Here is a 13,648-nt window from a genome sequence, read left to right as displayed (position 1 = left end):
GAACGAAGCCTCATGAACTCGAACACGACCGGCATCGCCAGCACCGCGCTGGCATCGACCGATACGACGAGCGGCTTTTCGAGCCTGTCGAACCGTTTCGCGCTCGACACGCAGGGCTTCGACGCGCTGCGCGCGCAGGCCGGCGCGAATCCGCAGCAAGGACTCAAGGAAGCGGCCAGGCAATTCGACGCGGTTTTCACGCAGATGATGCTCAAGAGCATGCGCGACGCGACGCCTTCGGACAGCCCGTTCGAATCGAACGATACGAAGTCGTTCACGTCGATGCTCGATCAGCAGCTTTCGCAGCAGATGTCGTCGAAGGGCATTGGCGTCGCGGACATGATGCTGAAGCAGCTCATGCGCAACGCGGGCGGCCAAGCCGGCGCGGACGCCAGGAACGGCGCAGGCGCGATGAACGCGATGCAGACGCTCGGCGGCGTGTCGGGCGGCGGCGACCTCGACGCGAACGCGGGCAATCTCGCCGCGATGAACGCGATGGCGAAGGCGTACGCGGCGGCGCAGGCCAACAAGAGCAGCGCGTCGCTCGCGGGCAAGGGCTACACGGCGGCGGATTCGCTCGAAGCACCGGCGCGCGGCAACGGATCGGACAAGGTCAACGCGTTCGTCGACCGCCTCGCGGTGCCGGCGCAGGCCGCGAGCGCGGCGACCGGCATTCCGGCGCGTTTCATCATCGGGCAGGCGGCGCTCGAATCGGGCTGGGGCAAGCGCGAGATCAAGCACGCGAACGGTTCGACGAGCCACAACATCTTCGGCATCAAGGCGTCGAGCAACTGGACCGGCAAGACCGTCAATTCGGTCACGACCGAGTACGTCAACGGCCGGCCGCAGAAGGTCGTCGAAAAGTTCCGCGCCTACGATTCGTACGAGGAAGCGCTGACCGATTACGCGAGCGTCATCAAGAACAATCCGCGCTATGCGCCGGTGATTCAGGCTTCGCGCGATGTCGCGGGCTTCGCGCACGGCATGCAGAAGGCGGGCTACGCGACCGATCCGCAATACGCGAAGAAGCTCATCTCGATCATGCGCCAGATCGTCTGACGCAATCAGCCGATGTATGCGGCCGTCTTCTTGCTAGGAAGACGTCGTACGCGCGAATTGCCGAGCGCGAAAAGCGCGATTGTTCGGATCTTTTTCGGCAGCAAACGTTTTACGTTCGTAGGGACGGCGCACCACATACATTTTTCGCCGGGCACCCCTAAACTTTTGAAGACGTGTGCCGCTAACCTGAATAACCGAAGTGCCGGACCGATTCGGGTTCGGATCGACGCGCGACGTTCGGATGTCCGACCGGCGCGCGAGCACAATGAACACGGCTAGCCCCATGAACACCAATTACATGCATGACGTTGCCGACGAGGACATCGCGCCCAACGTGGATTTCGGCCGGCGCAATCCGCTCGAAATCGGCGTGGCGCTGCGCAATCTCGCCAATCGCGGCGACTTTCTGACGGCGCAATACGGCGACGGGCAAATCGTCACACGGTTGCTCGATGTCGACGTAACCGCGCATCGCTTCACGTTCGACTGGGGCGGCGTGGCGGAGCAGAACCGCGGCGTGCTCGCGTCGCAGAGGCTCGTTTTCAACGCGGCGCCGGAAGGCGTGCGCGTCGAGTTCACGACGCCGCCGGCGCGCGAGACGGTGTTCGACGGCCGACCGGCGTTCGAGGCCGAGTTTCCGACGGTCTTGTATTACATGCAGCGGCGCGAATATTTCCGCGTCGAGGCGCCGGTGCTCGATCCTTATATCTGCACGGGTTCGCTGCCAGAGGGGGAGCGGTTCCGCTTCGAGGTGCATGACCTGTCGCTGGGGGGGGTCGCGTTGCGCACGACAGATGAGCGCGTTGCCAATCTCGAGATGGGCATCGTGATTCAGGATGCCGAGCTGCATTTCAGCGCCAATGGCAAGGTTACGGTGGATATGAAGCTGGTTTCGAAGCGGGAATCGACAACGGCGAAGGGGGATTGCCGATATACCATCGGGTTCAAGTTTGTTTCGATGCCGGGGTCGGCGGAGAATACGCTGCAGCGGCTCATTACTCAGTTGGAGATGAAGCGGCGTTCTTTGGTGAAGTGATTTTTTTCGCCGGATCCCGTTTTCGTATTGGTTTATTAGCGTTGCCCCTGTGCGGGGCGGCAGTCACTTTCTTTGCTGCTGCAAAGAAAGTAACCAAAGAAAGCAGCTCGATACGCCCGCGGTCACACGCAGTTTGGCCATGCTTGCCATGCGATCGTGGGCTGCCTAAGTGTCGCCCTCATAGGACTAATCCGGCTTGGATCGCGCACGGTCTGTCGCCCCGCGCCGCATAGCCAATTGGTTCAGCACCAAATAGCTCCAGCCCGCTTCGCGGCCGACCGGTCCTCAATTCGGTCTGCCCGTACTCTTTTTGCTAACGGCTCTATCTCGCCGCATTGGTAATTCGTTGGTTTCCCTTGCAAACCCAGCGGCAGCGCGTAGCGCTGTGCCGGCGCTATTTCGTGCTGAACCTGTGTCCTTAGAGGGCTAGCTTGTCAGACCGTGTGCGATCCAAGCCCGACGGGGCCTATGAGGGCACTCGCTACAGAGCCCACGATCGGCTGGCAAGCGTGGCCAAACTGCGTGTGACTGCGGGCGTCTCGAGCTGCTTTCTTTGGTTACTTTCTTTGCAGCAGCAAAGAAAGTGACTGCCGCCCCGCACAGGGGCAACGCTAATAAACCAACAAGAAAACGGGATCCGGCGAAAGCAGAAGCAACGCCAAAACCAAACCGTAAAGGCAAAAGCAATCAGATGGAATAACCCCAAAAGCCCCCTCTGTTCGACCCATCGCTTTACACGCCGATAGCCAACAATTCACCCTATCGAAAGAGGCACGCATTCATGGCTACCACGACCGCAAACCAGCAACCCATCGTTCCCGCAAAGAGCGGCAAGCTCAAAAAGATCCTGATCATCGCCGTTGGCGCGATCGTGCTCCTCGGCGCGGGAGCCGGCGGCGCTTACTTCTTCCTCGGCAAGAATCACGGCCCCGCGAAACCGGCGCCCGAACCGCCGCCCGTGTTCTTCCCGCTCGAATCGCTCACGGTCAACCTTCAGTCCGACGACGGCACCATGCACTATCTGCGCGCCGGCCTCACGCTCAAGCTCAAGGACGAAAAAGTCCAGTTGCTCGTCACCGAGCGCATGCCCGAAGTCCGCAGCCGCGTGCTGCTCCTGCTCTCCGGCAAACGCCCCGACGATCTCGCGACCGTCGACGGCAAGAAACAGCTCGCGGGCGAGTTGCGCGCAGCGGTCGAGACCGCTGCAAGCTCGGCCGAGAAGCCGGTGCGCGTCGAAGAGGTGCTGTTCACCGAATTCGTCGTCCAGTAACGCCGCATCAGCGAGTAAAGAGTCATGGGCCACGAAGAGTTCATGTCGCAAGAGGAGGTCGATGCCCTCCTCAAGGGCGTCACCGGCGAAATCGATCAGGAAGCTGACGAGAAAAAGCCCGCCGGCGTACGTCCCTACAACATCGCGACGCAGGAACGCATCGTCCGCGGCCGGATGCCCGGCCTCGAAATCATCAACGACCGCTTCGCGCGCCTCATGCGCGTGGGCATCTTCAACTTCATGCGGCGTTCAGCGGAAATTTCCGTCGGCCCGGTGAAGGTGCAGAAGTACAGCGAATTCACGCGCAACCTGCCGATCCCGACCAACCTCAACCTGGTCCACGTGAAGCCCTTGCGCGGCACATCGCTGTTCGTGTTCGACCCGAACCTCGTGTTCTTCGTGGTCGATAACCTGTTCGGCGGCGACGGGCGCTTTCACACACGCGTCGAAGGCCGCGAGTTCACGCAGACCGAGCAGCGCATCATCAGCAAGCTGCTGAACCTCGTGTTCGAACACTACGCGACGTCGTGGCGCAGCGTGAAGCCGCTGCAGTTCGAATACATGCGCTCGGAGATGCACACGCAGTTCGCCAACGTGGCGACGCCGAACGAGATCGTCATCGTGACGCAGTTCACGATCGAATTCGGCTCGACGGGCGGCACGCTGCACATCTGCATGCCGTACTCGATGATCGAGCCGATCCGCGACGTGCTCTCCTCGCCGATCCAGGGCGAAGCGCTCGAAGTGGACCGCCGCTGGGTGCGCGTGCTGTCGCAGCAAGTGCAGTCGGCCGAAGTGGAGTTGACGGTGGATCTCGCCGAGATTCGCTCGTCGTTCGAGCAGCTTCTCAACATGCGCGCGGGCGACGTGCTGCCGATCGACATTCCGGAACAGGTCGTCGCCAAAGTGGACGGCGTGCCGGTCATGGAATGCGGCTACGGAATTTTCAATGGTCAATATGCGCTGCGCGTGCAAAAGATGATCAGCGCGAGCGACACGATGAAGGAAGGTGGATATGAGTGATCTGATGCAGAACGATGCGCCCGGTGCGCAAGAAAAAGGCGAAGAGCTCCTTTTGGACGATTGGGCGAGCGCGCTCGCCGAGCAAAACGGCAACGACGCGCCGGTTGCCGCGAGCGCCGGCGTGTTCCAGCCGCTGTCGAAGGCGGCGGCGCCGTCGACGCGCAACGACATCGACATGATTCTCGACATCCCCGTGCAGATGACGGTGGAGCTCGGGCGCACGAAGATCGCCATCCGTAACCTGCTGCAACTCGCGCAAGGCTCGGTCGTGGAACTCGACGGCCTCGCGGGCGAGCCGATGGACGTGCTCGTGAACGGCTGCCTCATCGCGCAGGGCGAAGTGGTCGTGGTGAACGACAAGTTCGGCATTCGCCTGACCGACATTATCACGCCGTCCGAACGCATCCGGAAGTTGAATCGATGAAACGCCTGGCCGTCGCGCTGCTCTGCTGCACACCTCTTCTTGCCGTCGCCGCCGACATGAACGCGGTGAACCACGCCGCGCAAATCGCCTCGGGCGTCGGCGCTGGCACCGCGGTGCCGTCGCTGGGTTTCGGCGCGGTGCTGCAGACGCTCGTCGGGCTCGTCGTCGTGATCGGCTTCGTGTTCGGCTGCGCGTGGCTCGCGCGCAAGTTCGGCTTTCAGGGCGGCAAGCGCGGCGGTCTCGTGAAGGTGGTGGGCGGCGCATCGCTCGGCAACAAGGAGCGCGTCGCGGTCGTCGAAGTGGGCGATACGTGGCTCGTGCTCGGCGCGGGCCCCGGCAACGTGCGGCTGCTGCACACGATGCCCGCCGGATCGGCGGAAGTGGACGGCGTCAGTATGCCGGCGCCGCCGCCGTCCGGGAGCTTCGGCGCGAGGTTCCGCGATGCCCTCGCCGGCGAAGCGAACAAGCGGCTCCAGAAGTTCGTCAAGTAAGTTCGTTCGTTTGACCGATACATCGGGCGCGATCCGCAAGGATCGAACGCCCGATGTTCGTTTACGGCGAGCGCTTCACAATAGAACGAGTTGGCGCGGGTTTTCCCCTCTGTTCGCGCCATCGTTCGACATCCGCGTGGCCGACAATTCAGCCTATCGAAACAGGCAGGTTTTCATGGCTATCACGTTCGTCATTTTCCAAGGTCAGCGGTTTCTCGATGCCTTCGCAAGCATCGCGGGCAAGCGTCTCAAGCGGTTCGTCGGCGGGAGCAAGTAATGCATGTCAGTCGCAACATCGTGCGCGGCGTGAAGATCGCGCTGCCGGTCATCGCCGGTCTGATGCCGTATCTCGCGTTCGCGCAGAGCACGGCGGGCCTGCCGGCCTTCAACACGAGCCCCGGCCCGAACGGCGGCACGACGTACTCGCTCAGCGTGCAGACGATGCTGCTGCTGACGATGCTCTCGTTCCTCCCCGCGATGGTCCTGATGATGACGAGCTTCACGCGCATCATCATCGTGCTGTCGCTGTTGCGCCAGGCACTCGGCACGACGAGCACGCCGCCGAACCAGGTGCTCGTCGGCCTCGCGCTGTTTCTCTCGTTTTTCGTGATGTCGCCCGTGCTCGATCGCGCCTACACCGACGCGTACAAGCCTTTCTCCGAAGGCCAGATCGCGATGGACCAGGCGATGACGCGCGGCGTCGCGCCGTTCAAGCAGTTCATGCTGAAGCAGACGCGCGAATCGGATCTCGCGCTCTTCGCGCGCATCTCGAAGGCCGCGCCGATGAACGGTCCTGAGGACGTGCCGCTGTCGCTGCTCGTGCCGTCGTTCGTCACGAGCGAACTGAAGACGGGCTTTCAGATCGGCTTCACGATCTTCATTCCGTTTCTCATCATCGACATGGTGGTGGCGAGCGTGCTGATGTCGATGGGCATGATGATGGTTTCGCCAACGACGATCGCGCTTCCGTTCAAGCTGATGCTGTTCGTGCTGGTCGATGGCTGGCAGTTGCTGATCGGCTCGCTCGCGCAAAGTTTCGTATCCTGAGGAGACGCCCATGACACCCGAATCCGTCATGACGATGGCGCATCAGGCGATGTACGTCGCCTTGCTGCTGGCCGCGCCGTTATTGCTGGTCGCGCTCGTCGTCGGTCTGGTCGTGAGCCTGTTCCAGGCGGCGACGCAGATCAACGAGTCGACGCTGTCGTTCATTCCGAAGCTGATCGCGGTGGCGGTGACGCTCGTGATCGCGGGACCGTGGATGCTGTCGACGCTGCTCGACTACATGCGCCACGTTTTCACGATCACGCCCGCGATCACGGGCTGACTTTCGCTCGATGTTCTCCGTCACTTACGCGCAACTGAACGGCTGGCTCACGGCGTTTCTGTGGCCGTTCGTGCGCATTCTTGCGTTGATAGCAACCGCGCCCGTGCTGAGCCACATGGCGATTCCGATGCGCGTGAAGATCGCGCTCGCCGCGTTCATTTCGCTGATCGTCGCACCGACGCTTCCCGCCATGCCTCAGGCGACGGTGTTTTCCGCGGCGGGCGTCTGGATCATCGTCAACCAGTTTTTGATCGGCGCGGCCATCGGCATGGTGATGCAGATCGCGTTCGCCGCTGTCGATGCGGCCGGCGAGTTCATCGGCCAGCAGATGGGGCTCGGTTTCGCAATGCTTTACGATCCGCGCGCGGGCGGCAATGCGGTGGTGGTTTCGCGTTATCTGAATACGCTCGCGATGCTCGCGTTTCTCGTCTTCGACGGGCATCTGCAGTTGGTGAGCGCGCTTATCGCGACGTTTCAGAGCGTGCCGATCGAGGCGAATGTCGTCGCGGCGGCGTCGCATGCGCAAGGCTGGCGTGTGCTGGTGGGTTATGGCGGCAGCGTTTTTTCGACGGGGTTGCTGCTCGCGTTGCCAATCGTGGCGGCGTTGTTGATCGCGAATCTCGCGCTTGGGATTCTTAATCGCGCTGCGCCGCAGATCGGGATTTTTCAGGTGGGGTTTCCTGTGACGATGCTCGTCGGGCTTCTTTTGCTCCAGCTTATGGTGCCCAATCTCATGCCGTTTTTTCAGCGGATTTTCGATGGGGGGATTTTGGAGGCGGGAAGAGTGGCTCGAGGGATGTTCTGATGTCCGCAGCCTGTCAGCGATACTCGTCGATTTCAATCGTGCGGCGCGTGGAAGGCGCAGAAGTGCAAATAGATAACGAAGGTGCGGTTTCAGGACGCATGGAAAGCTGATGTTCGTTTTGCTAATAAACCAACGCCACACGGCGATCCGGCAAAAAACGGCAAAGCAGTCTACCGGCCATCCGCGCGACGCTTTGCGGCCCATTCAACCAGGCCCGCGCCGATACATGCCACAACCTCGCTCCAGTCAGCATGAGACGGCCGCCTCAACAGCCGCATGGTCGGATACCAAGGACTGTCCTCCCGATAGTAATGCCATCGCCAATCGCCATCCGCCGGCAGCATCAACCAAACGGGCTTGCCCAACGCGCCCGCAACATGCGCCACCGACGTATCGACAGTAACGACAACATCGAGCGCAGCGATCGCACTGGCGGTATCGGCCATGCTAGTCAAGAGCACGCCGACATCGTGAAAATTACCCAACCGCGCCGCATACCCCGCCGCTTCCCGCGCCCCCTCGCCCTTCTGAAGACTAAAGAACTCGGCGCCATCGATCGCGAAAAGATCATCGAGCACGGACAGTGACGGCAGCGAGCGCGCCGCGTCGTTCTCGTGGCTCGGTTCGCCCTTGAAGACCACACCGACCTTCACCGCGCTCTCGTGGACTTGCGGCATGCCGGACACCCCGAAACACGGCGCGCGCAAATAAGGCACCGATTGCGGCAACGCCTCCAGATCGAGTGGCAGGAACACGGGGATCGCGTGCGGATAGACCCAGTAATCGAACGCCGGAAGCACATCGGCCGCCTTTACATCGATGACCACGGCCGCTTCTCCCGATGCCTCGAATAGCGAGACGAGCGGCGTCTGACAAACCACGCCGACGCTTGCCGCGCCCGCGCGCTCGCGAAGAATGCGCGCAAAGCGGAAGAAGAAGACTTCATCGCCGAGCCCGAACTCGCTCCAGATGACAATGCGCTTGCCCGCGAGGGGTTCGCCGTTCCACTTCGCGATGCCCGTCGGCGGCTGCGCTTTCGTGCGTCGCTCCCAGCCGAACTGTTCGGCAAGACTTTCGCGCAGCGCGAATCCCTCGTTGAGCCGCCCGCGCGCGATCGTGTGAAGCGCGAGACGAAGGTGTATCAGGTGGTCGTTCGGCATCCGTTCAACGCAACGCGCGAGCAGCGCATCGACACGCTCGGGCTCGCGCCACCGCAAAAGTTCGGCCTTCGCATAAAGAATCACTTCGACGCGGTACGGATAAGCGGCGATGGCTTCCTCGCACACGGCGATGCACGCCCGTGCGTTTTCCGCGGCGATCATCGCCATCGCGTAATCGCGTGGACTGGCGATGTCGCGCTTACGAATGATGAGTTCGATCGCGCTTTCGGGCGCCGCGTCGGCGATATCGTCGCGAACGAGGACGAGCCGCTCGCATTGCGCGACATGCGAGACCGACTGCGCGAGGTCGAGGATATCGATCGACTGCGACGATGCTTTCGCCGGCTTGCCGATGGTGAAGCGCCACTTGAGCGCGGAGTCGTCATTTGGGGGCACCGTCACGAGCAAATGACCGCCGGGCTTGAGCAAATCGAGCCATCGCGACAAGGACTGCGCCGGATTGTCCTGCGCGGCAAGACACACGCTCGCGTGAACGAAGTCGAACGACGCGTCGCTCTGACCCGCCATGTGTGACTCGCCTCCGAGCGACGTATTCCACCAGAGCAAGTTAGTCATTCCGGGAAACAGATGGTGTCGTTCCCTAAGCGGACATCGGTCCGGTCCGATGTCGATGCCACTTCCAGTCAGATAGCGCCGCACGAACACCCACTCGCCCGCGCGGCGCTCGATCGTCCTGTTCACCTCTTCCATCGTTAACGCTCTCTTGTGAACGGCTTGGGAATGCTGAGCACATCGGCGCTTTCATTATGGGCAGAATCGCACCGTCACGCGCGATGCCCGCGGCAGGTTGCACGCTTCGTGAAATCGCGCGCGGAGGTTGCCGGAAGCGAAACGCTGTCAGCGGCCGCAATGTACATTGCACGGCCCGGGCGTTTGTGAAATTTCGGCTGAGATGAGCGTTTGGCGAGCGCGAAGACGCGGTCGCGCGAGGCGAAAAAAAAGCATCGTCCGACGCCTCGAACGATGCTTCTCCGATGCGAACCGGGCAATCGGCCCGGCTGCGATCAACTCCCGATGTAATCGAACAACGACATCTTCTGAATCTGCGAAAACGCCATCTGGGCCGCCTGCAACGAGTTCTGCGTCAACTCATACTGGCTGATCGACGAAACCAGATCGATGCTCGTCAGATTCGCAATATCGCTCGCCGTCTGCGTCTGGCTCGTCTGCATGGAGGTCTGCGTCGACTGCACTTCCTGCTCGCGTCCGCCTACCACCGTCTGCGCCGACAGCACGTTGTTGAACGTATTGTTCACCTTCGTGCCCGCCGTCGTCAGCGCATTCGTCAACGCTGCCTGAGCGCCCGGCGATCCCGTCGGCTGCTTGAGCGCGCTCACGATCGTGTCGAGCGTCGCGAAGATGTCGTTGTTGTCGGTCGCCGCCGGCTGCACGGTGAACGAGTCCTTGTCCGCGGGCGTGCCGTCGATCGTCACCTTCTGGCCGCCGAGCGTGATGTCGGTCTTGCCCGTGTACGCCACGTTCGTCGGCAACGTGTTGTCCGGCGGAACCGACGTGATCGAATAGCTCGTCGTCCCGTCCGTCTGCGAGACGGAGAACGAAATCGTGTACTGGCTCGCATTGCCCGGGTTGCTCGTGTCGCTCACGCTCACCGGGCCGATCGTTCCCGTGCCCGAATTCGTATCGGCGGCACGCGACACCGGATCGCTCTCTATCGGCGATACGCTCTGGAAGATCGACAGACCCGTGTCGCCCACGGGAATCGAACGGCCCTCGCTGATCTGCACGCTGCGCTGGCCCTCGTCGCCGGCATAGCTCGCGCCGGTGCCGGACGAATTGTTCGAGAACGGCGCCGTGCCGCCCTTGAGCCCCGAGAAGATGTAGTTGCCGTTGCTGTCCGTGGTGTTCGCAAGGCTGAAGAGCTGATCGCGCAAGCCCTGGATCGTGTTCGCGATCGCCGTGCGGTCCGAATCGGTGAGCGAACCGTCGCCCGCATGCACGATCTGCGTCTGGACGCTCTGGAGCGCGCTGCTCACGCTGCTCAACGTGGCGTCTTCCTGTTGCAGCGACGACAGCGCCGTCGTCTGGTTCGTGCTGTATTGCGCGAGCGCGCCGCTCTTCAACGTGAGCTGCACCGCCTGCGCCGCGCCGAGCGGATCGTCGGATGCGGTGAGAATGCGCTTGCCCGATGAAATCTGCTGATACATCGAGGCGAGCGTGCTCTGCTGGTCGCTCATCGAAGCGACGTTCAGGTTGAAGTACTGGGAACTGGAAATACGCATCGCGTTTAACCTCAGTTGAACATGCCGAGCAGCGACTGGAACAGCGTCGAGGCGGTCTGGATCACCTTGCTGTTCGCTTGATAAAGCTGCTGATACTGAATAAGGTTGGCCGCCTCTTCGTTCAGGTTCACGCCCTGCACCGATTGCTGCGCCGAAGTCGCTTGAGTCAGCAGCGCGGTCTGCGCCGTGCTCGTCGCCTTGAGCTGATTGGTCGTATTGCCGATCGTGTTGACGTAGTTCGCGTACGAACTCGTCAGCGTGTCGGTGCCGCCGTTGAGCGATTTCGCCGACACCAGGTTCGCCATGGCGAGCGCGTTGCTGCCGTCGCTCGTGCCGCCCTTGTTCTGCGCGATCTTGAACGCGTCGTTGTCCTTAGGCGTGCCGCTGATGGTCGCGGAAACGCCATTCGCCGAGACCGTCATGCCCTTCGTCGCATCGTAGGGAATGGTCTGGCCGATGGCGTAGCTGGTCCCGTCGACGGTCACCGCCACGTCCGACGTGAAGCCGTTCGCCGTCGCGCTGTAGGTCAGGTTGATGTCCGACGACATCGCGTTCTGCGTCACCGTCGCCGACGAAATCGACGCCGTGCCGGTGTTCGTGCTCGCCGCCGACGTCACCGCGGGCGACGCCGCCGCGATCGCCGCGCCGTTGCTCGTCGTGAGCTTGAAGTTGTCGAGCGCGGCGCGTGTCGGCTGGATCGTGAACGAGTCGCCCTTCTGCACGCCGGTCAGCGAAGACACGTCGATGTTCAGGCCGTTGATCGTCTTCTGCGTTTCCGTGGCCGGATCGATCGAACCGAGCTGCTGTCCTGTCGCCGGGTCCGTCACCGTGTACTTGCTGCCGTCGTAGGTGACGGTGAAATCGTTGGCGGGCGGCTGCGTGCCGTCGACGATCGTCGCGGTCGGCGTGCCGGTGCCCTTGTTGCGCGCGTTGGCGATGATGTTCGGATCGCTGGTCGCGAACAGCTTGCCGCCGGGCTGGCCGCTCAGGTCGAGGCCGAGCGCGTTCTGACCGTTCAGCTGGCTGGCGAAGCTCGTCGCGATGGCGCCGAGTTGCGCCTGCGCCGGGTCGAGCGTCTGCGTGCGGAAGTCGATGAGGCCGCCGATCACGCCGCCGGTGAGCGCCGAGCTATCGACGTATTGCGTGTTCGCGGCTGTCGGCGTGGTGCCGTCGCGGCTCTGGAACGCGACCGCGAGTTCGCTCGGATCGGACGCCGAAGGCACCGCTTGCAGCCCGTATTGCGTATTGCCGACGACGAGCGGCTGCCCGTTGCCGATGAAAACGTTGTAGTTGCCGTCCTGCTGCACGACCTGCACGCCGATCATCGAGCTGAGGTTGGTGACGAGCTGATCGCGCTGATCGAGCAACTGGTTCGGCTGCTGGCCGCCCGCGCTGGCGATGTTGATCTGCTTGTTGAGATCGGCGATCTGTTGCGAGTAGCTGTTGATCTGCGAGACGGCGCTCGTCAGTTGGGTGTTGACGCTCTGACGCAACTGGTCGTATTGCTCGCCGGCCGAGTTGATCTGATCCGCGAGCGTCTGGGCGCTGCTCATCAGCGACTGGCGCGCGGCGGCGCTGCTCGCGGAGTTCGCCACCGACTGCAGGCCGGAAAAGTAATTGGTGATGCCTTGCGCGATGCCTTTGGTCGGATCGCCCACGAGATTGTTCAGTTGCGAGATCAGCGAGTAGTACGTGCTCGCCGCGCTGCTCGACGCTTGCGTGTTGTTCACTTGCGTCGTCAGGTACTGGCTGTACTGACGCGTGACGGTGACGGCCTGCACGCCGTTGCCGAGATAGCCGGAGCCTGTGAACTGGCCGGAAGACTCCTGATACGAAACCTTCTCGAGCGTATAGCCCGGCGTCGCGGCGTTGCTGATGTTCTGTCCCGTGGTCGTGAGGCCCCATTGGGCTGCGTTCAGACCTGAAAGACCAATGCTGAAAATGTTATTGGACATGCGTTGAATCCTGGTGAGGCGGCGTTGGATCGGGCGCTGCCGCAATGGCTGATTTGTTTATCGGCGGATTGCCGGGGAAGTTGAGGGTTTGCTCTTCGTTTGCCGGCTGGGGCGGGCGCCGGCGCGTGCGCTTGGCGCGATGGGGCCATTATCGGAGGGGTTTCGCAATGGCTATTGCGCGAAGAGCGAGGGGTTTATGGGTTATTTCTTTGGTTTTGCTTCTGCTTTCGCCGGATCCCGTTTTCTTTTTGGTTTATTAGCACTGCCCCTGTGCGGGGCGGCAGTTACTTTCTTTGCTGCTGCAAAGAAAGTAACCAAAGAAAGCAGCTCGATAAGCCCGCAGTCACACGCAGTTTGGCCACGCTTGCCAGCCGATCGTGGGCTGCCTAAGTGTCGCCCTCATAGGTCCAACCGCGCTTGGATCGCGCACGGTCTGACGAGCTAGCCCTCTAAGGACACAGGTTCAGCACGAAATAGCGCCGGCACAGCGCTACGCGCTGCCGCTGGGTTTGCAAGGGAAACCAACGAATTACCAATGCGGCGAGATAGAGCCGTTAGCAAAAAGAGTACGGGCAGACCGAATTGAGGACCGGTCGGCCGCGAAGCGGGCTGGAGCTATTTGGTGCTGAACCAATTGGCTATGCGGCGCGGGGCGACAGACCGTGCGCGATCCAAGCCGGATTAGTCCTATGAGGGCGACACTTAGGCAGCCCACGATCGCATGGCAAGCATGGCCAAACTGCGTGTGACCGCGGGCGTATCGAGCTGCTTTCTTTGGTTACTTTCTTTGCAGCAGCAAAGAAAGTGACTGCCGCCCCGCACAGGGGCAACGCTAAT

At 62.0% G+C, this 13,648-nt stretch carries 12 protein-coding genes; 9 read left to right on the top strand and 3 right to left on the bottom strand.

All coding sequences use genetic code 11. The features are described from left to right. Positions 1 to 12: 12 nt before the first annotated feature. The 9 genes from flgJ (at position 13) to fliR (ending at position 7,435) form a co-directional block, all read left to right on the top strand. A complete protein-coding gene (gene flgJ / locus NCS58_RS00060) occupies positions 13 to 1,059 on the top strand; it encodes a flagellar assembly peptidoglycan hydrolase FlgJ (protein ID WP_250537553.1) in 1,047 nt (348 codons plus the stop codon). Positions 1,060 to 1,342: 283 nt separating this feature from the next. Beyond that, positions 1,343 to 2,095, top strand: a complete 753-nt coding sequence (locus tag NCS58_RS00055; RefSeq protein ID WP_250537552.1) for a flagellar brake protein — start codon at positions 1,343 to 1,345, stop codon at positions 2,093 to 2,095. Between the two features lie 781 nt (positions 2,096 to 2,876). After that, complete coding sequence (gene fliL / locus NCS58_RS00050; protein ID WP_061120247.1) at positions 2,877 to 3,365, top strand: flagellar basal body-associated protein FliL; 489 nt, start codon at positions 2,877 to 2,879, stop codon at positions 3,363 to 3,365. 24 nt (positions 3,366 to 3,389) lie between these two features. Further along, a complete protein-coding gene (fliM, locus tag NCS58_RS00045; protein WP_061120246.1) occupies positions 3,390 to 4,388 on the top strand; it encodes a flagellar motor switch protein FliM in 999 nt (332 codons plus the stop codon). Further along, positions 4,381 to 4,812, top strand: coding sequence for a flagellar motor switch protein FliN (gene fliN / locus NCS58_RS00040; RefSeq protein WP_061120245.1), 432 nt, complete (start codon positions 4,381 to 4,383; stop codon positions 4,810 to 4,812). The genes fliM and fliN overlap by 8 nt, the downstream gene beginning before the upstream one ends. Next, a complete protein-coding gene (gene fliO, locus NCS58_RS00035; RefSeq protein ID WP_061120244.1) occupies positions 4,809 to 5,303 on the top strand; it encodes a flagellar biosynthetic protein FliO in 495 nt (164 codons plus the stop codon). Before fliN ends, fliO begins: the two co-directional genes overlap by 4 nt. A 276-nt stretch (positions 5,304 to 5,579) precedes the next feature. Beyond that, positions 5,580 to 6,350, top strand: a complete 771-nt coding sequence (gene fliP, locus NCS58_RS00030; protein WP_250537551.1) for a flagellar type III secretion system pore protein FliP — start codon at positions 5,580 to 5,582, stop codon at positions 6,348 to 6,350. Positions 6,351 to 6,360: 10 nt separating this feature from the next. After that, complete coding sequence (gene fliQ / locus NCS58_RS00025; RefSeq protein ID WP_008352562.1) at positions 6,361 to 6,630, top strand: flagellar biosynthesis protein FliQ; 270 nt, start codon at positions 6,361 to 6,363, stop codon at positions 6,628 to 6,630. 10 nt (positions 6,631 to 6,640) lie between these two features. Next, positions 6,641 to 7,435, top strand: coding sequence for a flagellar biosynthetic protein FliR (fliR, locus tag NCS58_RS00020; protein ID WP_061120242.1), 795 nt, complete (start codon positions 6,641 to 6,643; stop codon positions 7,433 to 7,435). 170 nt (positions 7,436 to 7,605) lie between these two features. On the opposite strand, the gene NCS58_RS00015 is transcribed toward fliR, so the two are convergent. The 3 genes from NCS58_RS00015 to flgK form a co-directional block, all read right to left on the bottom strand. After that, entirely contained in the window at positions 7,606 to 9,306 is a 1,701-nt protein-coding gene (locus NCS58_RS00015) for a class I SAM-dependent methyltransferase (RefSeq protein ID WP_250537550.1), read from the bottom strand. 314 nt (positions 9,307 to 9,620) lie between these two features. Beyond that, complete coding sequence (flgL, locus tag NCS58_RS00010; RefSeq protein WP_061120239.1) at positions 9,621 to 10,856, bottom strand: flagellar hook-associated protein FlgL; 1,236 nt, start codon at positions 10,854 to 10,856, stop codon at positions 9,621 to 9,623. An 11-nt stretch (positions 10,857 to 10,867) separates the two neighbouring features. Further along, positions 10,868 to 12,811, bottom strand: coding sequence for a flagellar hook-associated protein FlgK (gene flgK / locus NCS58_RS00005; protein WP_250490396.1), 1,944 nt, complete (start codon positions 12,809 to 12,811; stop codon positions 10,868 to 10,870). Between the last annotated feature and the right edge of the window lie 837 nt (positions 12,812 to 13,648).

The sequence above is a fragment of the Caballeronia sp. INML3B genome, from assembly GCF_023631305.1.
GTDB lineage: Bacteria > Pseudomonadota > Gammaproteobacteria > Burkholderiales > Burkholderiaceae > Caballeronia > Caballeronia turbans.
Note: the sequence above shows the minus strand (reverse complement) of the source record. Positions and strands in the feature narration are given on the sequence as shown.

Bases quoted from the DNA above. Each gene is read 5' to 3' on its own strand.
- NCS58_RS00015 (WP_250537550.1), bottom strand. From the start codon at position 9,306: ATGGAAGAGGTGAACAGGACGATCGAGCGCCGCGCGGGCGAGTGGGTG.
- fliN (WP_061120245.1), top strand. From the start codon at position 4,381: ATGAGTGATCTGATGCAGAACGATGCGCCCGGTGCGCAAGAAAAAGGC.
- flgL (WP_061120239.1), bottom strand. From the start codon at position 10,856: ATGCGTATTTCCAGTTCCCAGTACTTCAACCTGAACGTCGCTTCGATG.
- flgJ (WP_250537553.1), top strand. From the start codon at position 13: ATGAACTCGAACACGACCGGCATCGCCAGCACCGCGCTGGCATCGACC.
- fliQ (WP_008352562.1), top strand. From the start codon at position 6,361: ATGACACCCGAATCCGTCATGACGATGGCGCATCAGGCGATGTACGTC.
- NCS58_RS00055 (WP_250537552.1), top strand. From the start codon at position 1,343: ATGAACACCAATTACATGCATGACGTTGCCGACGAGGACATCGCGCCC.
- fliP (WP_250537551.1), top strand. From the start codon at position 5,580: ATGCATGTCAGTCGCAACATCGTGCGCGGCGTGAAGATCGCGCTGCCG.
- flgK (WP_250490396.1), bottom strand. From the start codon at position 12,811: ATGTCCAATAACATTTTCAGCATTGGTCTTTCAGGTCTGAACGCAGCC.
- fliL (WP_061120247.1), top strand. From the start codon at position 2,877: ATGGCTACCACGACCGCAAACCAGCAACCCATCGTTCCCGCAAAGAGC.
- fliR (WP_061120242.1), top strand. From the start codon at position 6,641: ATGTTCTCCGTCACTTACGCGCAACTGAACGGCTGGCTCACGGCGTTT.
- fliM (WP_061120246.1), top strand. From the start codon at position 3,390: ATGGGCCACGAAGAGTTCATGTCGCAAGAGGAGGTCGATGCCCTCCTC.
- fliO (WP_061120244.1), top strand. From the start codon at position 4,809: ATGAAACGCCTGGCCGTCGCGCTGCTCTGCTGCACACCTCTTCTTGCC.